This window comes from Methylobacterium tardum (assembly GCF_023546765.1).
Lineage (GTDB): Bacteria > Pseudomonadota > Alphaproteobacteria > Rhizobiales > Beijerinckiaceae > Methylobacterium > Methylobacterium tardum.
The window spans coordinates 633,837-657,077 of sequence record NZ_CP097484.1 but is presented as its reverse complement, the minus strand read 5'-3'; the positions used below and the strand labels follow the sequence as shown (position 1 = coordinate 657,077).

General features: G+C 68.6%; 30 protein-coding genes. 15 read left to right on the top strand and 15 right to left on the bottom strand.

From position 1 onward, the window contains the following. Positions 1-107 precede the first annotated feature (107 nt). Positions 108-983, top strand: coding sequence for a glutamate racemase (gene murI, locus M6G65_RS03220; RefSeq protein WP_238198056.1), 876 nt, complete (start codon positions 108-110; stop codon positions 981-983). A 123-nt stretch (positions 984-1,106) separates the two neighbouring features. Next, the gene (locus M6G65_RS03215) at positions 1,107-1,823 is read left to right on the top strand and encodes a cache domain-containing protein (RefSeq protein WP_250103560.1); all 717 of its coding nucleotides are present in this window, start codon (positions 1,107-1,109) and stop codon (positions 1,821-1,823) included. Positions 1,824-1,891: 68 nt separating this feature from the next. Here M6G65_RS03215 and M6G65_RS03210 read toward each other — a convergent pair whose 3' ends face one another. From M6G65_RS03210 to M6G65_RS03200, 3 genes are all read right to left on the bottom strand, one after another. After that, entirely contained in the window at positions 1,892-2,053 is a 162-nt protein-coding gene (locus M6G65_RS03210) for a hypothetical protein (RefSeq protein WP_238198052.1), read from the bottom strand. Between the two features lie 368 nt (positions 2,054-2,421). Then, on the bottom strand, positions 2,422-4,077 hold the full coding sequence (locus M6G65_RS03205) for a porin (protein WP_238198050.1): 1,656 nt from the start codon (positions 4,075-4,077) through the stop codon (positions 2,422-2,424). 449 nt (positions 4,078-4,526) lie between these two features. Further along, complete coding sequence (locus M6G65_RS03200; protein ID WP_238198048.1) at positions 4,527-4,742, bottom strand: hypothetical protein; 216 nt, start codon at positions 4,740-4,742, stop codon at positions 4,527-4,529. Between the two features lie 259 nt (positions 4,743-5,001). On the opposite strand from M6G65_RS03200, the gene M6G65_RS03195 reads away from it, so the two are divergent. The 3 genes from M6G65_RS03195 (at position 5,002) to M6G65_RS03185 (ending at position 6,987) form a co-directional block, all read left to right on the top strand. Further along, entirely contained in the window at positions 5,002-5,211 is a 210-nt protein-coding gene (locus M6G65_RS03195) for a hypothetical protein (protein ID WP_238198047.1), read from the top strand. A gap of 131 nt (positions 5,212-5,342) precedes the next feature. Then, a complete protein-coding gene (locus M6G65_RS03190) occupies positions 5,343-5,984 on the top strand; it encodes a DUF47 domain-containing protein (RefSeq protein ID WP_192708684.1) in 642 nt (213 codons plus the stop codon). Between the two features lie 16 nt (positions 5,985-6,000). After that, positions 6,001-6,987: an inorganic phosphate transporter gene (locus M6G65_RS03185; RefSeq protein WP_192708683.1), complete on the top strand. Its 987-nt coding sequence runs from the start codon at positions 6,001-6,003 to the stop codon at positions 6,985-6,987. A gap of 21 nt (positions 6,988-7,008) precedes the next feature. Here the strand turns inward: M6G65_RS03185 and M6G65_RS03180 are convergent, their stop codons facing one another. From M6G65_RS03180 to M6G65_RS03160, 5 genes are all read right to left on the bottom strand, one after another. Then, on the bottom strand, positions 7,009-7,338 hold the full coding sequence (locus M6G65_RS03180) for a GCG_CRPN prefix-to-repeats domain-containing protein (RefSeq protein WP_238198045.1): 330 nt from the start codon (positions 7,336-7,338) through the stop codon (positions 7,009-7,011). 64 nt (positions 7,339-7,402) lie between these two features. Beyond that, positions 7,403-7,666 (bottom strand): GCG_CRPN prefix-to-repeats domain-containing protein, encoded by a 264-nt coding sequence (locus tag M6G65_RS03175; protein ID WP_238198043.1) that lies wholly within the window; start codon positions 7,664-7,666, stop codon positions 7,403-7,405. A gap of 180 nt (positions 7,667-7,846) precedes the next feature. After that, positions 7,847-9,211 carry a sensor histidine kinase gene (locus M6G65_RS03170; protein WP_250104200.1) on the bottom strand — a complete coding sequence of 455 codons (1,365 nt, stop codon included), beginning with the start codon at positions 9,209-9,211 and terminating at the stop codon, positions 7,847-7,849. Beyond that, the gene (locus M6G65_RS03165; protein ID WP_238198041.1) at positions 9,211-9,942 is read right to left on the bottom strand and encodes a response regulator; all 732 of its coding nucleotides are present in this window, start codon (positions 9,940-9,942) and stop codon (positions 9,211-9,213) included. Before M6G65_RS03165 ends, M6G65_RS03170 begins: the two co-directional genes overlap by 1 nt. 187 nt (positions 9,943-10,129) lie before the next feature. Beyond that, positions 10,130-10,855: a GntR family transcriptional regulator gene (locus M6G65_RS03160; protein WP_238198039.1), complete on the bottom strand. Its 726-nt coding sequence runs from the start codon at positions 10,853-10,855 to the stop codon at positions 10,130-10,132. Between the two features lie 153 nt (positions 10,856-11,008). Here M6G65_RS03160 and M6G65_RS03155 point away from each other — a divergent pair, with 153 nt between their 5' ends. From M6G65_RS03155 to M6G65_RS03140, 4 genes are all read left to right on the top strand, one after another. Continuing rightward, positions 11,009-12,307, top strand: coding sequence for an MFS transporter (locus M6G65_RS03155; protein ID WP_250103559.1), 1,299 nt, complete (start codon positions 11,009-11,011; stop codon positions 12,305-12,307). A 29-nt stretch (positions 12,308-12,336) separates the two neighbouring features. Continuing rightward, positions 12,337-13,416 (top strand): tartrate dehydrogenase, encoded by a 1,080-nt coding sequence (locus M6G65_RS03150; protein ID WP_238198035.1) that lies wholly within the window; start codon positions 12,337-12,339, stop codon positions 13,414-13,416. 237 nt (positions 13,417-13,653) lie between these two features. After that, entirely contained in the window at positions 13,654-14,613 is a 960-nt protein-coding gene (locus M6G65_RS03145; protein WP_250103558.1) for an amidohydrolase family protein, read from the top strand. 148 nt (positions 14,614-14,761) lie between these two features. Further along, positions 14,762-15,043, top strand: a complete 282-nt coding sequence (locus tag M6G65_RS03140; RefSeq protein ID WP_238198031.1) for a hypothetical protein — start codon at positions 14,762-14,764, stop codon at positions 15,041-15,043. Positions 15,044-15,088: 45 nt separating this feature from the next. On the opposite strand, the gene M6G65_RS33660 is transcribed toward M6G65_RS03140, so the two are convergent. Next, positions 15,089-15,766, bottom strand: a complete 678-nt coding sequence (locus M6G65_RS33660) for a sensor histidine kinase (protein ID WP_347710478.1) — start codon at positions 15,764-15,766, stop codon at positions 15,089-15,091. Continuing rightward, positions 15,676-16,824: a PDC sensor domain-containing protein gene (locus M6G65_RS03135; RefSeq protein ID WP_347710477.1), complete on the bottom strand. Its 1,149-nt coding sequence runs from the start codon at positions 16,822-16,824 to the stop codon at positions 15,676-15,678. The genes M6G65_RS33660 and M6G65_RS03135 overlap by 91 nt, the downstream gene beginning before the upstream one ends. Positions 16,825-17,039: 215 nt before the next feature. Between M6G65_RS03135 and M6G65_RS03130 the strand changes: the two genes are divergently transcribed. Beyond that, a complete protein-coding gene (locus M6G65_RS03130; protein WP_238198027.1) occupies positions 17,040-17,660 on the top strand; it encodes a hypothetical protein in 621 nt (206 codons plus the stop codon). A gap of 293 nt (positions 17,661-17,953) precedes the next feature. Continuing rightward, positions 17,954-18,100 carry a hypothetical protein gene (locus tag M6G65_RS03125; protein ID WP_192708672.1) on the top strand — a complete coding sequence of 49 codons (147 nt, stop codon included), beginning with the start codon at positions 17,954-17,956 and terminating at the stop codon, positions 18,098-18,100. A 310-nt stretch (positions 18,101-18,410) separates the two neighbouring features. Here the strand turns inward: M6G65_RS03125 and M6G65_RS03120 are convergent, their stop codons facing one another. Both M6G65_RS03120 and M6G65_RS03115 read right to left on the bottom strand, forming a co-directional pair. Next, positions 18,411-18,905, bottom strand: coding sequence for a hypothetical protein (locus M6G65_RS03120; protein ID WP_238198025.1), 495 nt, complete (start codon positions 18,903-18,905; stop codon positions 18,411-18,413). Further along, complete coding sequence (locus M6G65_RS03115; protein WP_238198023.1) at positions 18,898-19,116, bottom strand: hypothetical protein; 219 nt, start codon at positions 19,114-19,116, stop codon at positions 18,898-18,900. Before M6G65_RS03115 ends, M6G65_RS03120 begins: the two co-directional genes overlap by 8 nt. Positions 19,117-19,239: 123 nt before the next feature. Here M6G65_RS03115 and M6G65_RS03110 point away from each other — a divergent pair, with 123 nt between their 5' ends. From M6G65_RS03110 to M6G65_RS03095, 4 genes are all read left to right on the top strand, one after another. Next, positions 19,240-19,485, top strand: a complete 246-nt coding sequence (locus tag M6G65_RS03110) for a DUF6894 family protein (RefSeq protein WP_238198021.1) — start codon at positions 19,240-19,242, stop codon at positions 19,483-19,485. 8 nt (positions 19,486-19,493) lie between these two features. Further along, positions 19,494-19,649, top strand: a complete 156-nt coding sequence (locus tag M6G65_RS03105) for a hypothetical protein (protein ID WP_238198170.1) — start codon at positions 19,494-19,496, stop codon at positions 19,647-19,649. A gap of 152 nt (positions 19,650-19,801) precedes the next feature. Continuing rightward, complete coding sequence (locus tag M6G65_RS03100) at positions 19,802-20,254, top strand: cupredoxin domain-containing protein (RefSeq protein WP_238198019.1); 453 nt, start codon at positions 19,802-19,804, stop codon at positions 20,252-20,254. Positions 20,255-20,315: 61 nt separating this feature from the next. Next, a complete protein-coding gene (locus M6G65_RS03095) occupies positions 20,316-20,567 on the top strand; it encodes a hypothetical protein (protein ID WP_250103557.1) in 252 nt (83 codons plus the stop codon). Positions 20,568-20,719: 152 nt separating this feature from the next. Here M6G65_RS03095 and M6G65_RS03090 read toward each other — a convergent pair whose 3' ends face one another. The 3 genes from M6G65_RS03090 to M6G65_RS03080 all read right to left on the bottom strand — a co-directional run bounded on the left by M6G65_RS03090 (position 20,720) and on the right by M6G65_RS03080 (position 23,021). Next, positions 20,720-20,959 (bottom strand): 3',5'-cyclic-nucleotide phosphodiesterase, encoded by a 240-nt coding sequence (locus M6G65_RS03090; RefSeq protein ID WP_238198017.1) that lies wholly within the window; start codon positions 20,957-20,959, stop codon positions 20,720-20,722. A 223-nt stretch (positions 20,960-21,182) separates the two neighbouring features. Continuing rightward, positions 21,183-21,452: a hypothetical protein gene (locus M6G65_RS03085; protein ID WP_238198016.1), complete on the bottom strand. Its 270-nt coding sequence runs from the start codon at positions 21,450-21,452 to the stop codon at positions 21,183-21,185. 375 nt (positions 21,453-21,827) lie between these two features. Further along, positions 21,828-23,021 (bottom strand): flagellin N-terminal helical domain-containing protein, encoded by a 1,194-nt coding sequence (locus tag M6G65_RS03080; RefSeq protein WP_238198014.1) that lies wholly within the window; start codon positions 23,019-23,021, stop codon positions 21,828-21,830. Positions 23,022-23,241 lie beyond the last annotated feature (220 nt).

Here is a 23,241-nt window from a genome sequence, read left to right as displayed (position 1 = left end):
TTAACCGGAACAGTTGGGGATCGCGGGTCTTTCTCTCGCCGCAGTGAGGGCCCTTTAACCCTCACCGCCGAGATTTTAGGACGCTCGTCGAGGAGTCCAGGGTTCTCATGCGGATCGATCTGATGGCTGGGGCCAGCCTGTCCGCCGCCGCGTTGCACGTCGCCTCCGAGCCGACCATCCTGGTCTTCGATTCCGGTCTGGGCGGCCTGACCGTCCTCGACGCGGTGCGCCGCGCCCGACCGGATGCCCGCTACGTCTATGTCGGCGACGACGCGGCCTTCCCGTACGGACGGCTCGGAGAGCCGGCGCTCGTCGCCCGCGTCCTCACCGTGATGGAGCGCCTCGTCGCGACCCACCGGCCCGACCTCGTGGTCATCGCCTGCAACACCGCCTCGACGCTGGTCCTGCCGGCCTTGCGCCAGCGCTTCACGACGCCCTTCGTGGGGGTCGTGCCGCCGATCAAGCCGGCCGCCGAGGCAACGCGCTCGCGCCTGGTCTCCCTGCTCGCGACGCCCGGAACGGTGGTCCGCTCCTACACCCGCGACCTGATCGCGACCTATGCCGGATCCTGCACGGTCAGCCTCGTCGGCTCGCAGAACCTCGCGGGTTACGCGGAGGCAGAACTCGCCGGTGCTCCGGTAGACGACGCCGCACTCGCGGCCGAGATCGCGCCCTGCTTCACGACCGAGCCGGACGGGCGGCGCACGGACGTGGTCTGTCTCGCCTGCACGCACTACCCCCTGCTGCTGCCGCGCCTCGAAGCGCTCGCGCCCTGGCCGGTGACGTGGATCGATCCGGCCCCGGCCATCGCGCGGCGCGTCGTGCAGCTGATCGGGCCCCTGCCCCGCGACGCGGGCCGGCACGGAACTGCGACCGGCGCCTTCACGGCCGGCACCTGCCTGAACGCGTCTCTGCGCACGGCGCTGGCGGCGCGCGGGATCGGCGAGGTGGGGATCGAGGCGATTCCCCTGCCGATGCAATAGGCGGCACACCTCAGCCGACGCTCTGACGAGTGCGTGAGAGCTGTATTGAGCGCTTGCCAATTCGGCGAGTGCAGTTACTGATTGCGACGATTCGAGAGGATGTGCTGATTTCGGGAGAGGCCGATGTCGCTGAAAGCTTCGGTGCTTGCGGCTGTATTGATCCTCGGCATGGATCCGACAGCGACGGCTCTGGCCTGCGGCGACGGTGAGGCCCCGACCTCCTGCGACGATCCAAGCCCGAATGGATTTGCATCTTGGATGCTCGGCCGCGTGGATCGGGCCCTGCAGTCCGACAAGGTTCGGGCGCTCCAGGATTTCACCGACGGGGCCCGCGGCTTTCGCACCGCCGACACGTACGTGTTCTGCATCGGTCCGGACGGCGTCATGAGTGCCCATCCCAGCCCGATCCTGAGAGGGCACGACGTGCGGGACCTGCACGACAGGACCGGGAACTATTTCATCCGCACGATGATGGAGGCGGCCGTGCCCGGGCAGATCTCGGTGATCCGTTACCTGTTCCCCAAGCCCGGCAGCACCGTGGAGGAGCCGAAGACCACCTACTACACCAGGGCGGGTGACCAGACCTGCGCGGTCGGCGTCTACGACGCCGATGCCGCCGCCCCTGCGGTCGCGACGGCCGACGGGCGCGTCGCCCAGCTTCGGCACCGCCTCGACAGCCAGATCCCGAGCAGCGCCCGCGCGGATTGGACTGCCTTCCTCGAGGCGCTGAACGCGCAGTGCGACGAGCGGGCGACGGTGATCGCCCAGGTGCGGCATGACTTAAACGCCGCGGCGACCGCCCTGGATCAGGCCGGCCCGAAATCGGTGGGTGGCCATTAGGACCCGCCCGACGCTGACCGGGGCCCCGGCCATGCGGGGCCGGTGCCGCCCGGGCCTGTGGGGTCGGTTCAGCGCGCGGCGATCACCGCCCCGGCCGGGCTCGCATCGGCCTCGGTCGGGACGATCAGGTGGACGAACAGCATCCCGGCCGCGACGATCAGCGCGAGGGCCACGATGCGCCAGACTTCGAGGATCGGCTCCTGGGGCGGCGTGTTCGTCTTGGTCGGCATGTTTCCGCATCCTGCCTGTTCGGACCCGGATGGGACACCCGGAGAATGAACGCTTGGTAAAGCCGTCCCGGTGATCCGCCCCGCGCGGCCCGCCACCCAGGCTCGGCGATGGCGGCTTGGGCGAGGACGATCAGCACTCGGGACAGCGGCGGTCGGTCCGTTGTGGAGCCGGCAGATGGGACATGTCGCACCGCCTCCGCGGTGCGGCGCCGCACAGACGGCGCGAGCCGCCTCTCAGGTGCTCGCGTTGCCGATCGCAATAAAAAGAGCCCGGCACGAGGCCGGGCTCAAGTTCCCATTTTGCACGGGGGTAGTCCATGACGCCGAAGCAGGCTACCCCGGCATCATGTTCCGATCGCCAGTGGTGATCAGAAGTCGCGCTGGACGCGGAAGCGCACCTGCGAAACCGAGTCCTTCGAGGCCGTGGCGACAGCGAACGTGCCGGCGTTGATGCCGGCGATGTTCGAATAGGCGGTCGGGCTCTTGTCGAGGTCGATCGCCCGGCCGCTCTTCAGGCCGATCTGCGTGTAGAAGGCCTCGACGCCGATATCGAGGTCCTTGACCGGGGACCAGATGATGCTGCCACCCGCCACGAACTGGTAGGTGTCGCGCAAGGCCTGGCTGAGCTGGAAGAACCGGGTGCCGGGCGTGCCGACGGCGTTCGAGCCGAACGGGTTGCTGCCGGCAAGCCCGCTCACGAGACCGTAGAGCTGGCCCTGCTGGAAGCGGGCGGTCGCCGAGAAGTCCTGCTCGCCGTAGGAGCCGAAGAACGCCGAGCGCCATTCCGGGGTCCAGTAGTGCAGGTAAGACGCCGTGACAGTGAAGCTCTGCGAGGTCTGCAGCTGGCCCGTATACGGGTTGACCGTGGCGTCCGAGAAGTACTGGGCGAACTTCTGGCCCTGGATGGTCGTGGTGCTCTGCGTGTAGCAGCCGGTATACGCGCAGTAGCCGGTATACATCTGCGCGCCGTCGCCGTAGGCGCCCTGCAGGTAGAGGGCGTCGCCCGGCGCGATGAACGGGGTGTTGATCTTCAGGCCGCCCTGAACCGCCCAACCGAACACGCTGTTGGTGTGTGCCGGAGAGACGATGGAGCCTGTGCCGGTGGTTGCAGCGGTGGAGATGTTGCCGACGTTCAGCTCGTGCGCGGCAGCCGAGAGCTGGGCCGAACCCCAGGCCTGGTCGAGACGCGCGACGCCGACGAAGTCGGGCAGGCGCTCCCGCTCAATGGTGTCGATGGCGCTGTAGCGGGTCGGCAGACCGTTGGTGTAGCCGACGAAGACCTGCGTCGGCTGGGTGGTCACGCCGAAATTCTGCACGCTGCCGGTGTTGAGCGTGGCAGAGACGTTCTGCGGCGAGAAGATCGGGGTGCGGCGGAAGACCGGATCTTCGATCGAGAGCGTCGCCGACAGGCCGTTGCCGATCGTGGCCGTGTAGGCGAGCAGGTTGGTCGAGAACACGTCCGAGCCGAGGGTCGCGGCGGCGATCTCGAAGTCGTGGGCGTAGAAGTCGAAAAACGAGGAGGCGCGACCGGCGGTCAGGCCGGCGAACTGGATGAACGCCTTGTCGACGTTCACGTATTGCTGGTCACGGCCGAACTGGTCGGTGCCGATGCCCGGGAAGGCCTGGCCGATGCGCTGCTGCGTGCCGGAGGTGCCGACGCCGGAGTAGCCGGTGCGGGCGCCGGCATCGAGGCGGACGAAGGCGCGCAGGGTGCCGTAGGCGGTCTGGGTGCGGGCATCGAGGTTGATGCGCATCCGGCCCTGGTAGCCCGACGTATCGCCGCTGTTGGTGCCGGATTGGCGGGTGTAACTGGTCTGGTAGCCGCCTTCGAACCGGGCGCGGCCCGAGACGCGCAGGCAGGTGTCGGTACCGGGAATGTAGAAGAAGCCGGCGCCATACGCGCCGCAGACGCGGACGTACTCGATCGGAACCGTCTTCTTGACCGGAAGGTCGGCGGCGTGCGCGGCACCCACGGCCGCGAATGCAGCCGCTGACCCGAGCAGCGAGCTCTTCAAGAGCGTCATAGATATCTCCAAAGCTTCGAGACCCGTGGCGCGGCCGCCCGGTTATCCAGATCTGACCGCATGTCTTTGGTTTGGCCTGCGTCTTGAGCGGCAGGCTCGTCAGGGCTCGCGTTCGGCGATGCCTGAGTGCGCTGCGATCATGCTCAGACGGCGGCTTCGGGACAATAGAGTTTAGTGCTTCGCGATGGTTGCACGCAGGCAATGTGATTTTTGTGCAACTTTTTACTCGACTTATACGATCGAATTAATCGCACAAACGAGAAATATTACGAAATGTATCCGGAAACTATGTTGCTGTGCTTAAATGATGCGCTCAATGCCCGCCATTCTGCCCATGTCGCGTGCAGATCGGAGCGCGCGCCGAATCGATCGTGAGCCCATGGCGGTCCTGCGAGCCGCACGGACGCTTCAGCCGAACGCGGCCTCCAGATCGTGGGGCGGTCGGCGCGTCATGCGGCAACATCGGTGAGAGGCGCGACCTCACAGATGTCGGCCCGAAGCCGCCAATCGATCACCCGCGCCCGCTCGCACAGAAGCGCCTTGGCTTGCCACTCGGCGGAGACGTCCGAGCGAGCGCGGACCAGGATGGTGCTCTGCACGGCACGGTGGTCGTGCCCGGTATCGTCGGGAACGGTCATGTAGAAGGTCACGCGGTAGATGCGCATCGGTCGGCTCCGCTCTGGGCGGAATCACCGTCGGTCACTGCGGCGCCCGCTGCCTTGATCCGGCGCAAGGACAACGGGAGGCGCGTGCCGGCGGGGCTTGCGGCGCCGATGCCGTCGTCGGAGAGCGCGAGGTCACCCACAGCTTTGCCGCGTACGATAAAGCCGAGTTGCCGTCACCGCTCGAATAGTCCAGCTTTGGCCGCAATCGCCTGCGGTCTTCACCATTCAAGAGCGGAGGTCATCGGCCCGGGAGTCGCTGATGTTCGAAAACCTGTTCTGGGGGGCGGCGCTCCTGATCCTGATCGGGGCGGTGACGCTGGTGGCGATCGGCGCCATCCGACAGCCGCGCCCGCGAAAGGGCCAGGCCGACCCGCACCGTGCCGACCCGCGCAGGACCTTCGGGCGCAAGCGACGCTGGCGCCGCGCCGCCGGGGCCGGCCGGCGCCCGGGTGTCCTCCCGCTGCGGTGAGCGGCAGGTCCGCCCCATCGGCGGACGAATTGCGTGCGCAAGCCTGGATCGGTCCGGCCTCCTTGGCGGTTGTGCTTGCCGGGCCCTGATCAGCCCTTCGGTCACACCGATATTCTGGACGTGGACACGACATGCTGGCTTGGTTTCGGGCCCTGATGCCGAAGGAAGACCGGTTCTTCGGCCTCTTCGAGCGTCACGCCGCCACGCTCGTTGACGGCGCGGTCGCCCTCCGGGCCCTCCTCGACGGCACGCAGGATATCGCGGGGGCTTGCGCGGCCATCGCGGCGCGCGAGGACGAGGCCGACGCGATCACCCGCGAGGCCCTTCTGGCGGTGCGCAGGACTTTCATCACGCCCTTCGACCGCGGCGACATCCAGGCCCTCGTCGGCTCCCTCGACGATGCCATCGATCAGATGCTCAAGACCGCCAAGGCGGTCCAGCTGTTCGAGGTGACGGCCTTCGAGCCGGCGATGCGTGAGATGGGCGTGGTGATCCAGGAGGCCGCCCTGGTTACCGCCGAGGCCCTGCCGAAATTGAGGGCCCTCGGCGAGAACGCCGCCGCCCTGAACGGCCTCACCGAGCGCGTCATCGAGCTGGAGGGTCGCGCGGACGACCTGCACAATGCCGGGCTGAAGAGGCTGTTCAAGGCCTCCCGGCAGGATCCGATGGCCTTCCTGGTCGGGTCCGAGCTCTACGATCACCTGGAGAAAGTCATGGACCGGTTCGAGGACGTGGCGAACCAGATCAGCAGTATCGTGGTCGAGCACGTTTGAGCGACGGGTCGCACGCGTGACGTTCCTCGTCGCCCTGATCGCCCTCGCGCTGATCTTCGACTTCCTGAACGGGCTGCACGACGCCGCCAACTCGATCGCCACCATCGTGTCGACCCGGGTTCTGGCGCCGCGCTACGCGGTGTTCTGGGCGGCGTTCTTCAACTTCGTCGCGTTCCTGGTCTTCGGCCTGCACGTCGCCGGGACGGTCGGGTCCGGCATCATCGACGTCACGGCCGTGGACGACCGGGTGATCCTCGGCGCGCTCGGTGGCGCGATCACCTGGAACCTGCTGACGTGGTATGCCGGCATCCCGTCCTCGAGTTCGCACGCGCTCATCGGCGGCTTGCTCGGAGCCGGAATCGCCAAGGCGGGGACGGGCGTGATCGTCTGGCAGGGCGTCGTCGCCACGAGCGCGGCGATCGTGCTCTCGCCGGCGCTGGGATTCGGGCTCGGGCTGCTACTGATGCTGGCCGTGTCGTGGCTCTTCGTCCGGTCCACGCCGACAGCCGTCGACCGGCTGTTCCGGAGCCTGCAATTCGTCTCGGCCTCGCTCTACTCCCTCGGGCATGGCGGCAACGACGCCCAGAAGACGATGGGCATCATCGCGGCACTGCTCTACGCCCACGGTGAGAGCAGCAGCTTTCACGTGCCGCTCTGGGTGGTTCTGTCCTGCCAGACCGCCATGGCTGTCGGGACGCTGCTCGGCGGCTGGCGCATCGTGCACACGATGGGATCGAAGATCACCCGGCTCTCGCCCATGCAGGGCTTCTGCGCCGAGACCGGCGGTGCCGTGACCCTGTTCGCCGCGACGGCGTTCGGCATCCCGGTCTCCACCACCCACACGATCACCGGGGCGATCGTGGGGGTCGGTGCCGCCCGCCGCGTCTCGGCGGTCCGGTGGAACGTCGCGCAGGGGATCGTGGTGGCCTGGGTGATCACGATGCCGGCCGCCGGCCTCGTCGCCGCCTTGACCTACGCGCTGTCCGGCCTGGTCCTGCCCTAGGAAGCCGGGCGCCGCGACGCGTCACCAGCGATGGTGCCAGCCGCCGGGGTGGCCGCCGTGCCAACCACCATGCCAGCTCCGATGCCATCCGCCGTGCCAGCCCGCATGCCGGAAGCCGCCCCAGCGATAGCCGCCGTGCCAGCCGAACCGCCGATGCCAGGCATAGGGATGGCCGTAGCGCCACCGGTAGCCGCGGACGACGACAAACGGACGGTAGAAGCCGTTCGGCCGGCACCAGCCGTAGAAGTTGCGGTGGAAGCCGGGGCCGCACCCGTCGCGGGCCTCGGCACTCGAACCGGCCAACAGGACTCCCGCCGCGAGGGCTGCGGGCATGACAAGCTTGCGGATCATCTGTCACTCCATGGTCGTCCGGCCGCGGGCCGGACACGGTACGGGGTTGCAGTCGGGCGACGCGTCAGTTCGGCCAGCAGCGTCGGCCGTAGGGACCGATGTGGAATCCGGGCGGGCAGGAGACGCCCCGGACGTAGCCGCCCCACTGGCCGCCGGGACGGCAGCCGCCATAGGGGCCGCGATGCCCGTACGGGCCGCAGCCGCCGTAGACTTGGATGATCTGCGCATCGCCCGGTCCGGCGGAGACCGCCGGCTGGACGAGCGGCAACGCCGAGGCCGGAACCGCGAGGGCGACGAGGAGAGCGGCCGGGCCGAGAACCTTCAACATCGGTGCGTTCCTTCTGCTCACGTGAGAGAGCCCTTGGGGCTCTGTCCCATCCGTCCCGGCTTTGGTCCCGCCGCGACGTGTGAGCGTAGGTTCGCCCGTGCGCTCTGCCCGGATGTGACGGGCGGAGGCCGGCGTGTAACGTTGCGTAACGCTTGATTTCTCGGTTGAGGTGCCGGCGCGTCAGGTCAGGGCTGGCAGCGTCACGGTGAACCGGGCTCCGCCCTGCGAACCTGTCTCGGCCACCACAGTGCCGCCATGCGCCTCTGCGATCTGCCGGCTGATCGCGAGACCCAGACCGGTCCCGCCGGTCCGCCGGTTTCGGGAGCGCTCGACCCGGTAGTATGGGCTGAAGATCGCGGCGCGTTCGGCTTCCGGAATGCCCGGCCCGTCATCCTCGGCGACGATCTGGCAGGCCGCGCCGGTCCGCCGCACCGACACGGCGACCGAGGATTGCCCGAACTTCACCGCGTTCCCGATCAGATTGGCAATGACGCGGCGCAGCGCGAGGGCGTCGCCCGCCACGGTCGCGTCCCGCACGTCCTCGCCGGTCATATCGATGTTGGCGCCCTGCGCCGCGTGCTCGGCGACTTCCACGGCCACCAGATCGGCGAGATCTACCGGCGAGCGGGCGGCCTCGACGGCGGTGCCGCGGGCGAAGACCAGGGAGGTCTCGAGCAGGTCGGTCATGGAGTCGAGATCCGCCACCAGCCGCTCCCGCAGCCTGGGCTCGGCCACGCCCTCGGCGCGCAGGCGCAGCCGCGTCAGATACGTCTTGAGGTCGTGCGAGATCGCCCCGATCAGCAGCGAACGCTCGGCCATCAGGCCGCTGATCCGCTCCTGCATGCCCTGGATCGCCTCGGCGAGGCGGAGGATCTCGGGGGCGCCGCGCGGGGCGCTCACGCGCTCCGGAGCCCGGCCGTCGAAGCGGGACACGGCGTCCGTCAGCCGCCGCAGCGGCGCAAGCTCGTGGCGCGTGCCGACCAGCACGAGAGCCGCCACCACGGCCCCGAGGACGGCCACCCAGAGACTCAGCGGCTGTCCGAACAGCCACGGCATGAGCGAACGATGGTGCGCGACGGCGGTGATCACCAGGGTCCGGCCGTCGGGCAGCGGGTATGTCGCCGTCGCCAGACGGCCGAAGGGACCACGCTGGTCAGCGTTCGCCACCGTGGACGGGTTGATGCCCCGCAGCAGCAGCGCCGAATCGGTGAACGCCCGGACCGGACCGCCCGTCAGCCGCCGGAGACGGGCTTCGAGGCGCGGCTCCGGGATCAGTCCGGTCTCGTCTGGGGGCGCGTCGACGATCTCCGCCCGCAAGGTCTCCCCGCTTACCGCCTTCAGGATGGCGGGTCTCTCGGCCGGGTCCGCATCCCGCAGGAGCGTCATGATGCTGGCGGCTTGGTCGACGCGCGGAAAGCGCGAGCCACTCGGCAGATGTTCCTGGCGACGCTGCCAATCATCCAGCGCCACGGTGGCGAGTACGAGGAGCGACAGCGCCCCCAGCAGGAGCAGCATGATCCGGCCGAGGAGGCCGACCCGGCCCATCACGGCAGGCCGGACTTCACCGGCGCGGCCAGGATGTAGCCCGCGTTGCGCACGGTCTTGATCAGGGACGCCGCGGTGCTGCCGGCGGCTTCGAGCCTGTGCCGCAGGCGGCTCACCTGCACGTCGATGGTGCGGTCGAAGGCGTCGGCGGTCCGGCCGCGAGTCCAGTCGAGGAGTTGGTCACGCGACAGCACGCGCTGGGGCCGGGTGATGAAGCAGTGCAGCAGGTCGTACTCGGCGCTGGTGAGCGGGATCTCGGTGGCCGGATCGCGGATCTTCACGGTGCGGGCCCCGAGGTTCACGGTGAGATCCGCGACGCTCAGCGTTTCCGAGCCGGGCTCGGCCACGTGGCCGCCGCCGCTGGCCCGGCGCAGGACGGCCCGGATCCGGGCGAGGAGCACGCGCGGGTTGAACGGCTTCGAGACGTAGTCGTCGGCGCCCATCTCCAGGCCCAGCACCCGGTCGATATCCTCGTCTTTGGCGGTCAGCATCACCACGGGCGGACCGTTCGCGTCCCGCAGCCGCCGGCAGATCGAGAGCCCGTCCTCGCCGGGCAGCATCCAGTCGAGGACGATCAGGTCCGGGACGGTGCCGGCCGCCAGGATCCGGTCGAGGCTGGCGCCACCGTCGAGGGCGACGACACGGAAGCCCTCACCTTCGAGATAGCCGGCGAGCAGCGCGCGGATGTCGGAATCGTCCTCGACGATGGCGATGGTCGTGCCTTCGTGCATGGCCGAAGCATAAGCGGTGCGGGCGGCCCGGCAACGCGAAACGTGCCGCTGACACAAAACGTTACACGGGTGATCCACGCGTTTCGGGCGGTGCTGCGGCGGACGTTCACCGCGCGCGCGGGCGGAGGTGGCCACCGCGTCGATGTCTCGGCACGAGGCGACACGGCGCGGTGGTCCGGCGCCGGGCCTACAGGTGCTTGAGCCCGTAGCTGTCCAGCAATGGCAGCAGTTCGTTGCGCGCGCGGATGCGGTGCTGGCGCGTGGCGTCGAGGGCCTCGGCCGCATCGCCGGCGCGGATCGCCTGCGCGATCCGCCGGTGCTCCGCAATCGAGGCGTCCAGCGCCCGGCGGAGGTTGAGCGTCAGCATCCGGGCCCGGTGCGACTGGTCGTTGATCGATTGCACGATCCGGCTCATCCGTCCGTTCCGGGCGTGCTCGATCAACGCGGCGTGGAAGGCCCCGTCGGCCTGCCCCCAGGCCGGGAGGTCGCTGCGTGCATGAGCCTCGGCCATGATGTCGGTCTGGGCGTCCAGCGCCTGCGCGGCCGCCAGGCGCTCATGGTCGGCTAGCGCAGCCACCAGTTCGGCGGCACGGCCCTCCATCGCGATGACGACGTCGTAGATCTCACGCATGTCATCCGGAGCGAGGGCCAGGATCAGGATGCCCTTCCGGGGCAGGACGCGCACGAGCCCGTCCTCCTGCAGCCGGATCGCCGCTTCGTGCACCGGCGTACGGCTCATCCCCAGCCGCAGGGCGATCTCCTGCTCGGAGGCTTGGTAGCCGGGAGCGAAGCTGGCATCGCGGATTGCGGCGCGCAGGGCCGCATACGCGTCGTCGACGAGCGAGGTGCGTTTCTCGCCCTCGTCAGCGGCCCCCGGCACCTCCGGATCCTTGCCGCGCTGCGCCCGCGCCATCAACCGCCTCCTCGATCCCGCTGCCCTAGCACCCCCGACATCCGCCGCGGAACAGGCATTGACAGGTCTGACCACCGGTTCTAGCGGTATTCCATCTTGCATGGAAGATGGCGCGCAAGTCACAACAGCGCGCCACGGCCGAGGGAGGAGACGATGGACGGCTCGCTCGAGCACGCCACCATGCGCCGCGTCGCATGGCGCTTGGTTCCCTTCATCTGCCTCCTCTACTTCCTTGCCTTCATCGACCGCGTGAATATCGGTTTCGCGGCTCTGACGATGAACAAGGATCTCGGATTTTCGGCTTCTGTCTTCGGTTTCGGGGCCGGCGTGTTCTTCTTCGGTTATTTCCTGTTCGAGGTGCCGTCGAACATCATTCTCGACAAGGTCGGTGCGCGGCTCTGGATCGCCCGCGTCATGATCACCTGGGGCTTCCTCTCGGGCGCCTTCGCCTTCATCCGGGGCGAGACGAGCTTCTACGTGCTGCGCTTCCTGCTCGGAGCCGCGGAGGCCGGATTCTTTCCCGGCATCATCCTCTACCTGAGCTACTGGTTCCCGAGCCGCTATCGCGCCGCGGTGGTCTCGCTGTTCATGGCGGCCGCGCCGATCTCGGTGCTGCTCGGCTCGCCGCTCTCGAGTCTCTTGCTCGAGATGGACGGCGTCCTCGGCCTCCACGGCTGGCAGTGGATGTTTATCGCCGAGGCTGTGCCCGCCGTGTTGCTGGGCGTGGCGGTGCTGTTCTACCTGACCGACCGGCCGGAGGCGGCGACCTGGCTCGCCGACGACCAGCGCGCCTGGCTCGTCGCCGAGATGAACGCCGAGCGGGCCGCCAAGCAGCCGAGCGCCCGGCACAGCCTGCTGAGCGGCCTTGCCGACGCCCGCGTGCTGGCGCTGGCGCTGATCTATTTCGGCACCTCGGCCGGCCTCTACACCCTCGGAATCTGGGCGCCGCAGATCATCAAGGGTCTCGGCCTGTCCACGATGACGGTCGGCCTGCTCAACGCCGTGCCGCCCACCGCGGCGGTGGTGGCGATGGTTCTGTGGGCGCGCCATTCCGATCGGACGGGCGAGCGCACGTGGCACGTGGTCATCGCCTGCCTCGCCGCATCCCTCGGCCTCGTCCTGGCCGGCGGCGCGTCGTCGGTGGTGGGGGTCGTGGCCGCCCTGAGCCTCGTCAATATCGGGATCAGTTCCGCCAAGCCGCCCCTCTGGGCGATGCCGACCCTGTTCCTGTCCGGCCCGGCCGCCGCGGTGGGCATTGCCACCATCAACGCGATCGGCAATCTCGGGGGCTTCGTCGGACCCTGGGTGATCGGCTGGATCAAGGACCGGACCGGCAGCTTCGCAGGCGGCCTGTACTTCGTCGCCGGCCTTCTGGTCCTCTCCGCCATCCTCACCCTCGCCGTCGCCCGCGCCGGGCGACGCGCCGTGCCCGAACGCGCGCTGGCGCGCTGAACCCTCTCTCGTTCCCAAGGAGATCTGTCATGACCAAGACCTACACCATCGCGGCCATCCCGGCGGACGGCATCGGCGTCGAGGTCATCGCCGCCGGTATCGAGGTGCTCGACGTGCTGGCCGAGAAGACCGGCGCGTTCCGGTTCCGGTTCGACCATTTCGACTGGGGTTCGGATTACTACAAGAAGCACGGCGTGATGATGCCCGCCGACGGTCGCGAGCAGATCAAGGACCACGACGCGATCTTCTTCGGGGCGGTGGGCGCGCCGGACGTGCCCGACCACATCACGCTCTGGGGCCTGCGGCTCAACATCTGCCAGCCCTTCGACCAGTACGCCAATGTCCGCCCGACCCGCATCCTGCCGGGCATCACCAGCCCGTTGCGCCACGTCTCGGGGCCGGAACTCGACTGGGTGATCGTGCGCGAGAACTCGGAGGGCGAGTATGCCGGCGTCGGCGGCCGGGTCCACCAGGGCCATCCGAACGAGGTCGCCACCGACGTCTCGATGATGACCCGGTCGGGCGTCGACCGCATCATCCGCTACGCGTTCAAGCTCGCCCAATCCCGGCCGCGCAAGCTCCTCACCGTCGTGACCAAGTCGAACGCCCAGCGCCACGCCATGGTGATGTGGGACCAGATCGCCGCCGAGGTCGCAGCGGATTTCCCCGACGTCACCTGGGACAAGATGCTGGTCGATGCCATGACGATGCGGATGGTGATGAAGCCCGAGACTCTCGACACCATCGTGGCGACCAACCTGCACGCCGACATCCTGTCGGACCTCGCGGCGGCGCTCGCCGGCTCGCTCGGGATCGCGCCGACCGCCAACATCAACCCGGAGCGCACCTTCCCGTCGATGTTCGAGCCGATCCACGGCTCGGCCTTCGACATCACCGGCAAGGGCATCGCCAACCCGGTCGCGACCTTCTGGACGGCGTGCCAGATGCTGGAGCACCTCGGCGAGCCGGATGCGGCCGGCCGGCTGATGCGCGCCGTCGAGCGCGTCACCGCGGATCCGAGCCTGCACACGCCCGACCTCGGCGGAAAGGCGACGACCCGTCAGGTCACCGATGCGGTCATCGCGGCGATCCGAGGCGACAACGCCTGAGGCAGCTGGACCCCGGGGGCGCCCCGTCATCGCGGGCGCCTTCCGGCCTCTCAGGCCCAAGGACCGGGCTTCGGGCGAACGCGGATCTTCGGAGGGGCCGGATGCGCCGCTGACGCTCGCGCCCGATCGTATCCAGTATTCGCCTTGATCCGTTCCGGCGCATGCGGCGCGTCGCTAGGCTGCCGCGCGTGACACCGGACGCGCAGACGGCCGGGCTCGAAGCAGCGGGAGGACGCGATGATCACACTGGACCCAAGCCGTCGCCGCGTGCTCGGCGGTGCGGCCGCGGCAACCCTCGGCGCCGCGCTCGGCCTGCAGGGCCGCCCGGCCTCCGCTCAGCACAATGTGCGCTTCTCGACCGGCACGGCGGCGCCGACGTTCAAGGTCCCGCCGAACACCGCGGATTGCCATTTCCATATCTACGACAACCGCGTCCCGCCGGCGGCGGGCGGCCTGCCGGCTCCGGACGCGACGCCGGACGATTACCGCGCGCTGCAGGCCCGCCTCGGCACCACCCGGGGCGTCGTGGTCCAACCCTCGCTGTACGGAACCGACAACCGCCCGACGCTCGCCGGCATGGCGGCTCTCGGGCCGAACTTCCGCGGCGTCGCGGTGGTGACCCCTGCCGTCAGCGATGCGGAACTGCAGCGGCTGCACGGTCTCGGCATCCGCGGCATCCGGTTCAACCTCGCGCAGGCCGGCACCACGACGCTCGACATGCTGGAGCCGCTCTCGCAGCGTGTGGACGCCCTCGGCTGGAACTGCCAGATCAACATGCCGGGCGACAAGATCGTGGCGGCGTCCGACACGTTCCTGAAGATCCGCGGCAAGCTGGTCTTCGATCACTTGGCGCACTGCCCGCAGCCGGGGGGCGTCCAGAGCGACACGTTCAAGCTGATGCGGCGGCTGCTCGACCAGGGGAACACCTGGGTGAAGCTCACCGGCCTCTACGCCGACACCAAAGTGGGGCCGCCTACCTACGCCGATACCGTGGCCGTCGCGCGCGCCTTCGCGGCCGCCGCACCGACGCGGTGCGTCTGGGGCAGTGATTGGCCGCATCCCACCGAGCGTCAGGACAACAAGCCCGACGACGCCCTGTTGCTCGATCTGTTCCCGACCTTCGTGCCGAACGAGGCCGACCGGACACGCATCCTCGCCGACAACCCCGCGGAACTCTACGACTTCCCGAAGGCCTGAGCGGGGCCTGGCCCTGCCGGGTCGCGTCCGTGCCGAATGCCGGCCGCGGCGCGATCCGGCCCGCCGGGATGCGCAGGACCGGAGGCGGGATCGCGGCTGATCCGATCCGGCGCTTTCCGGGAAGCGGCGACACGCGCATAGTCGCCCGATGCGCCGTCCCGAGCCGCGCCGGGCGTTCCGGGTCATCGAAGGCGGACCGCCGCCGCAGCGTTCCGGGCTGCGTTCCCGGTATCATCGCTTCGGCATCGCCGCGGCGTCCACGATCGGCGGTCTGGGTGCCGCCGTGGGCGTGTCGAAAGGGCTGTTCGGGCCCCGTGCAGGACCGGCCGATTGGATGATCGTCCCGATCGTCACGGCACTCTGTGCGGCTTCGGCTTACGGAGCGTGCCGGGCGCTCGGCTGGGCGGTGTCGAAGTTCCAGGGACGATAGGCGCCGGCCGCCAAGGTCTTGACCCGTCCATGTTCCGGGCGCGGCTCAGGCGACGGGCTGGGGCAGCTGGCCGGCCAGATCGCGGGACGAGAGGAAGCGGTCGGGCTCATCCAGGGGGACATCGAGAGCGCAGCGCGCGCCTTCAGGCGGAAAGCTCAGCTCGACCGATCCGCCGAGCTCCCGGGCGATGCCGCCGGTGATCAGGCGCGTGCCGAAGCCCCGACGTGTCGGTACAGCCACGGGCGGTCCGCCGCTCTCCCGCCACTCCAATACGAGCCTGCGAGCGTCGTCGGGCCCCACGACGACACGCCACGTCACGTCGACCCGGCCCTCCTCCGTCGCCAACGCACCGTATTTGGCCGCGTTCGTGGTCAGTTCGTGGATCGTCATGCCGAGGGCGAGCACGTAGCGGGGCCGAAGGTCGAGATCCGGCCCATCGAGTCTGAAGCGGCGGCCCTTCCCGTCCTGGAAGGGTGCGAACTCGTTCTCAATGACGAGCCGCAGCTTTGCCCCACCCCAATCATCCCGCGAGAGCAGATCGTGCGTCTTCGAGAGAGCGAGGATGCGTCCTTCCAGCCGGTCGCCACGGTCGTCATCGCGCCGGGCCTGCCGAGCCAACGATTGCACCGTCGTCAGGGTATTGCGCACGCGGTGGTTGAGTTCGTGCAGCAGCAGCGTCTGCCGTTCCTGAAGGAGGCGGCTGCGGGCGATCTCGGCGCGCAACTCGCCCTCATGCTTTTGCAGTGCGACCGCCATGGCGTCGAACGCCTCGCCGAGTTCGCCGAACTCGCCGGTCCCCCGATCCCGCTGCGCACATCCAGCTCGCCGGCCCGCCAGGCTGCGGCCGACCGGAGAAGGCGTCGGACCGGCCGGCGGATGAAGGCGCGCCCGCCCATCAGCGCCGCCACGAGCGCCAGGGCGGCCCCGATCCCGATCAGGACGAGACCGCGCCGCGTGGCGGCATCGATGTCGGCGAAGGCCGTGTTCGGTGAGAGACCGACCGCGACCGTGAAGGAGCCGAGATCCTCCGGGCTCGTCCCGGCGATCGCGGTGATCCGCGGATTATCCTGGAGGCCGGTCAAGTCCGCGACACCGCCGCGATGGCGGCTCAGCGCCGCCCAGAAGGGCGCGGGAAGCGGCTTGCCCACCCATTCGTCGTGATCGGGCAGACGGATCAGGACGGTGCCGTCCCGGTCTGCGACGGTCAGCGCCGCGTCGGGTGGCAGGCCGGCGGAGGCTTGGCGCATGGCCAGGTAGGAGAGATCGATGCTCGTCAGGACGATGCCGTCCGGGCGGCCATCGGCGCCGGGGATGGCCAGCGCGAACTGGATGGTCGGCCGCTTGGTGACCCGGCCGGACACGACCTCGCCGATGGCGAAGCCGCCGGTTCGCATCGCCTCCTTGAAGTAGGATCGGTCCGCGATCGCGTAGGCGCCGGGCGACGACCCGAGCGTATTGCACAGGATGCGTCCTTCGGCATCGGCCACGCCGAAGAAGAACGATCCTGGAACCTTATCGACCACACTCCTGAGGTAAGCCGTGCAGACTTGCGGATCCTTCTTCTGAATTTCCGGCAACTCGGACAGGATGCCGAGGATCTGCCTCGCGCCGCGACTGAACTGATCCAAGTCGACGGCGACGCCGCGTGCCGTCCGCATGGCCTCACCCCGGACGGCCTCGCCCCGCGCGCTGCGCAGCGCGTACTCGTTGTAGCCCTGGATGGCGAGCGCCGGCAGGAGGGCCAAGCCCACGAGGCCCACAATCCGCTTCGTCAGTGACATCGACGGCGCCGTCCTGCTCCTGAGTAACCCTCGCCGTGGGTCCGAGGACCGAAGGGCGCAGATAGGCGGCGACGGCGTTTCGGAAAGCGCCTTTCGGCGCGCCTGAAGCCGGCGCCGCGCTACGGTCATCCATTCGGGCCGCGCGACGGAGACTGAACCGTCTCTGATACGCATGGTTGACCCTGTGAGAGAGAAAAAACGTCCGAGGAATATTGATGACCCGTCTGCCTCTGCTCTGCGGCGCTGTTGCGCTCACGGCTTTCAGCCTGTCCACGGCTGCCTTCGCGCAGGAGGGCGGCCCGTGCACCGACGACATCGCCACGCTCAAGCGCGACCTCGGAACGCAGGTCGGCCTGGGTGCACCCGTGTCCGAGCCCGATTACGGCCAGCGCCGCGGGCCGAACGAGTCCGGAGGCCAGCAGGCCTCGGCCAGCACCACCGGCAGCACGGCCAAGCCGGTGGGCACGCCCGACACGGATCGGGCGCAGCAGGGTGGGGCATCCCGCGAGAGCGGCGGCACGCCCGGAACCGTCGGTGGCGTCTCGGGACCGGTTGGCGCGGCGACCGGCGGCACGCAGGCTGACGCCGTCGCCAGCGGCCGGATCGCCACGTCACCCGCGGATGTGCGCCGGCAGTCGGAGAACCGGCCCACGGCTGCCCAGGCTGCGGCGCAAGGGGGCGATCCCAAAGCCTCCCCCGAGCGGTCGTCCGAGGACAGGGTCTCCCAGGCCAAGATGGCTCTGCAGCAGGCCGTGGATCTCAACGCGCGCGGGGATCAGGGCTGCCGCGAGGCCGTCAAGCGGACGCGGGACCTGATGCCGCAGCAGGGCCGCTGAGGTCCATCGTTCGTCGGCCGTCGGTGCGCGCGGATTCCCGGAGCAGGCCTTCCGGGGTCTGCGGCACGCGCTAGAGCCACGGTGAAGAACCGCGCGCCGCTCCGCATCGATACGGTTCGCGCCGGCGGATGGCTCAGGCTGCTGATTGAGGCCTGCCATGCGGCTTCCCGCGACGGCTGAATTTAGGGGCGTGCGCGGTTCCGCACCGCCATGCCGCGCGGACCTCGGACTGGGGTCCATTCGCGACGTGTCAGGCGCGGCTCAGGTTGGACGTTCAACATCCCGGAGGTGAGATGGTCGATCCGTCAAAGGTACAGCGCGCGCCCGTACGCACAAACCGCTTCGGGCTGATTGCCGCCGCAATCCTGATCGCGGCGCTGATCGCGTACGCGATCTACTTCGTCATGGTCCCCGCTCCCCTGCCGCCCGGCGCGCACTGACGGTCCGGAAACGGCGCGCATCTCGAGAAGGCTGAGTGGGTGCGATGATCATTCCGACGGGGCCACCCGGGATTTCCGGAGAGCCTCGGACGGCGTGAGATCAATCTGAACATTGAAGCGAACCAGCGCTTTAGACGGCTGATTGTGCCCAGGAAAGAAGTGAAAGACGCAAGCACATTCAACGCCGTTCATCCCAGGTGCGAAATTTTCCGCGCCTTTGAGCAGCCGGTGCTTTTTCCGATGCGTCCCGCACCGCCGGCTGTTTGATCTTCTCAACGGCAGAATGAGGACGAACCGGTGACGGCCATCCTCAAACACCGCCGGGATTGGCATCGACGTGGTCCGGTGCGCCCGGCCGCGCGCGCCGGTACAGCACCCGTGCGCCCTGCCGCAGCGTCACCTCATCCCGCGGATAGGCACCCTTCACCGCCTCGAAGGCCGCGATCGCACCGTCGAGCGGGTAGATCACGCCGAGCCGCAACTCGACCCGGCCGCGCGCGTCCCAGACCTCGATCGCGAAGGGCCGGCCCGGCGGGACCGGCGGCTCCAGATCGGGCAGCTTCGGGAGACGCAGCGTCGCGAGGCACTGGCTCTCGTACTTGCGCGCGGCCTTGGCGCCGGGATCGCGCTGGTGGCGGCAGGTGGCGGTGAGCGCCCGCAGGAGGTCGAGCGTCGCGATCTCCGGCCCGAACCGGGCCAGCAGGCCGTCCAGGCGGTAGCTTCCGTGGCGGCGGCAGGTCGCGCAGTCGATCGCCAGCCGGTCGCCGGCGATGTCGCCCAGGCGCTGGGACGGGCCATCAGCCATGCACGCGGCCCCGCGCCGAGCCACGTGCGATCAGACGCCCCTGCCCGGCCGCGCGTCGGTCGGCCGCGTCGAGGTCGGTGAGCGCATCCGTGATCGCCTGGACGCGCGCCGCCCGGGCATCGCCTTTGGCGGCCCGGCGATAGGCCGCGGCGATCGCCTCGGCCTCAGGCCGACGGATCTCCACAGGCGGCGCGTGCCGTTGGACGTGCATCCGGGTCACAACCTCGATTAGAACAGATAGGGAACAAAGCGGACGGCGAGGCGTGGTTCAATGGCTGTTTCGGATCGCGCGACGATTGCGGTGGGCACCTGTGGAGAAGTTGGGAAAACGCCAATGCCGCGGAGGCTTTACCGCTTCCACTGCCTGGGAGGCGGTGAGGCCGTGTTCGATCTGGAGGGGCGGTGGCTGTCCAGCATCCGCGAGGTCCGGCAGCACGCGGACCGGGTGGCGCTGAGTCTGATGACGGGGGTGGGCTGCCAGGACTGGACCCTGTGGTCCGTGGACGTGCGCGATGCCGCGGGCCGGCCGGTGCTGTTGCGCGCGTTCACCGCCGTGACGGTGGACGGCAAGCGGGCGTGAGCGGAGCGGTGAAGCAGGCCGAGAACCTGGCCAAGCGGATGCCCGGCGCGGCGGTGCTGAAGGTGATGGCCGAAGACGGGACGGGCGAGCTGGAAGGCGTCACCATCCGCGGACAGTGGGGCGAGATCCCGGACGACGTCGCCGCGAGCCTGCAGGGCGGCTGACGCAGGTTTCCGGCCGTGCCGGCCGGTGAGCCCCGCATTATGCTCTTGTGCTCCTGCCCATGCGGCGTTGCGCGCCGGAACGTCACTGACCTGCCTGTCTTTCCAGATCACGAGGGCGGTCGATGACGACGGGCCCAGACAGGGACATTTTCATGCTGAACTTCGCTCGCGGATCGGTGGCGCTCGCCGCCCTCTTCCTCGCAGGTCCTGCTCTCGCCCAAGGCAAGCCGCTGGCGCCGCCTGCCAGCGATGCGATGCCGCCGGTTGAACTCACGATCAGCATGAAGGACGGCAAGCCGGTCTGCGACCCCGCCGAGCTCAAGCTGCCGGCCGACACCAACATCGCCCTGCACATCGTGAGCAGCGCCGATGCGCCGGTCACCATCACGGCGCCCGGGCAGTTCGAGAACGGCCTGGTGCTGCACGCGGACGGCGACCTCGTCCATGTCGCGAGCGAGAAGGGCTACACCGTCAAGCAGAACGGCCAGGGCACGCTTCGCCTGCGGACGATGAAGGCCGGACAGGAGGAGTACGCCTGCACCAGCACGCGCAAGGCCGACGCGCCGTTCAAGGGCAAGCTGGTCCTGAGCCCACCTGCCAACTAGCGTCCTGCCACAGCCACAACACCCCTGGTGAGGCGACCACGAGCGGGAGGCTTGCGTCGGCATGCCCGATAAGACATCGGCCAAGAAGAAGCCGCCCAAGGTGGCGGTCGCCGAGAAAGCGCCCCGCAAGGTCGGCCTGCCGACGCAGCTCGCGGCGATCCAGACGAAGTACCGGAACGCTCTTCTCGACGCCGCCGATCAGCCATTCGCGGCCCAAGGCGATCTGATCCGATCAGCACTGGCGACGCTGCTGGCCGAGAAGGCCGCGTTGGGCGTGAAGGACGGCGAGGAGGAGGCCGGCGCGTCGGAGTAGCCCTGCCGGGCGGCGGCCCGCGCCGCGAACTCCCAGACCCGCGGCCCCAGGTCTGGTTCTGCTTGTTCGGGTGGCCGGTCAACCGTCGGCGCCGCCCGATCTGCTCACGGGCCGGTGGGGTCGCAAAATCGGGCTTACGCGCAAGCCGCTTGCTACTTACCGCCGGCAGCCTTGTAGGCATCGATGGCACGGCGACAGTTCGGCGACATCTGGCTCATGTTCTTCTTGAAGCAGGCGTCCATCTGCGGGCTATTCGGGTCTATGCCGGCACAGAATGTGATGGCGTCACCTGCACAATTGGTCTGCAGTTCCTGATTGCCGCGATTTGGCGCCTGTGCCGAGGCGGGGGCGGCGATCGCGATGAGACCGAGGGCGAGGATGAGGCGGCGCATGTTTGGTCCTTAACCAGAGCAGTTCGTCCACGCCCTAACGAAGCTGACGCCCGTTTTATCCCATCCGCGTGCAAAATCGGATTCCAGCCGCGCTCTGCAAGGTAAACCCCAGGCCCGCGGTCATGGCACCAACCTGGTCAGCCCGCCGGCCGCCAAAGCTGTCACGAGCATCGCAAAGCCGATGCGCGAGCCCTGCTGCCGATCCTGGTCCGAACCAAGTGCCTCAGAGACTCGTCTTTTTTGCCGCGAACTCCCAGACCGGCACGCCCCAGGCCTGACCCGGCTTCGTCCGGTAGCCGGAGAAGCAATCAAACACGATCCGGTCCTGCTCGACGGCAATCACCCGGCTGTCGTTGACCATCAGCGCGCCGGCATATTCCACGCGCAGGAAGCCATGTTGCGGGTGAACGCCGAACAGCTGCTCGGCGGTCCAGCCGCGCCGGTGCGCGTCGGCGCCGTGCGCGTCGAGGAAAGCCAGCGCGTTCGTCCGCATCGCCGCTCACTTCGCCGGCAGCAGATACCGGCACGGCGACGCGTGCTCGGACAGGCGCTCGATCTGGTCGCGCCAGGTTATGACGGCGGGCGGGTAGTTGGACATGACGGCGGGGTACGGCCGAATGGTTGCCGGTCCGCTAAGCGTCCGCCACGTTCGCGACCGATGAGGATGCGGGCGCAGCCTTCATCGCGATGGCCAAGGCGGCGGCCATGACGCCCTTCACGGGAGTCGTTCCGCCGATTCGGCACTGACCCGATCGGCCTCCACCCTGGAGAGGCCTTGTGGCGGAGCGGTCATGACGCGGTCGAGGCCCTACAACGCAAAACGGCCGGGGCGATGCCCCGGCCGGTCCCGTTGTCGGCGATGCCGCTCTTAGCGGAGCAGCTGCAGGATGCCCTGCTGCGCCTGGTTGGCCAGCGACAGGGCCGAGATGCCCAGCGACTGCCGGGTCGACAGCGCCTGCGAGTTGGCCGCCTCCTGGTTGAGATCGGCCGCGGTGAGGTTGGACGATCCGGTATCCAGGATGTTGATCAGGTTCTTGCTGAAATCCTGACGGTTCTGCACCACCGAGAGGTTCGAACCGAAGGTCGAGGCATCGGTGCGCAGCTGGCTGGAGGCAGTGGTCAACTTGCTAAGTGTCGTGTTGATGTCGTCGTTCAGCAGGAAGTTGCCCTGTCCTGCCTTGGTCGTGCCGGCCGACTTGTTGCTGATCGCACTGAGATTGAGGCCGGCCGAGGTCTCGTCGGTCGCGGTGACCTGCAGGTTCGAGTTGCCCTTCGGGTTGAAGTTGATCGTCAGGTCGTTGTTGGGGCCCTTACCTCTGATCAGGTTCGTGCCGTTGAAGCTTGCGTCACTGGCCAGCTGATCGATCTGGGTCAACAGGCTGTTGTACTGCGACGCAAGCGTTGCGCGGGCCGAGACGCCCGACACCGTCAGATCCGTGCTCTGGCTGGCGGCGGTCGTGGTGTCATAGGTCACGCCCGACGCGTTCGTTCCGCCCGTGAAGCCGAGCGCCGTCTGATCGGCCGAGGTCTTGAACTCGACGTCGGCCGACGCGTTCATGACGATCTTGGTGCCATCCGTGCTCTTCGAGAAGCTGCCGGCGCCGACGGCGGTATTGAGAGAGGCGATCGCGTCGTCGATCGTTCCGGTCGAGGTGAGCGCGGCAGTCGTCGCGACACCGTTGACGAACAGGTTCAGGGTCGTGGCGCCCGTCGGAGCCGTATACGCGTTCTTTGCGGTGCCGGTGGTGGTGATCTGGGTGGACAGCGCCTGGTTGGCGACCGACTTCGCCTGATCGACCAGCTTCTGGATCGACGTGATGCCCTGGTTGGCCGCCTGGATCGCCTGGATGCCGTTGGAGATGCCGTCGAGCAGGTTCCCCAGGTCGCCGGAGCGCTGGCTCAGCGACTGGGAGGTGAAGAAGCTGACCGGGTTGTCGAGGGCCGAGGAGACCTTCAGGCCAGTGGAGAGCCGGTTCTGGGTGGTCGCGGTCAGCGCCGCCGTATCCTGCAGGGAGAGCAGGTTCTGGCGGGTCGCGGCGGTCAGGGTGACGCTGGAACTCATCTGCTACGCATCCATCGTTGCGTGTTCACAGCTATTTCGCACGGCAAAGTAAATAACATCTTATCTGGCCGATAATCCGCAAACGGGGCGGTCGAGTGGACAAGGTTTATCGGATCAGGCAGTCCCGCCTGCACGCTGTTACCCCCACTCGCGGAGGCCTGTACCATCAGGTTCTAGGATGTCGGCGCACGCGCTTCGGCGGCCATCCTGCTGGGATGTG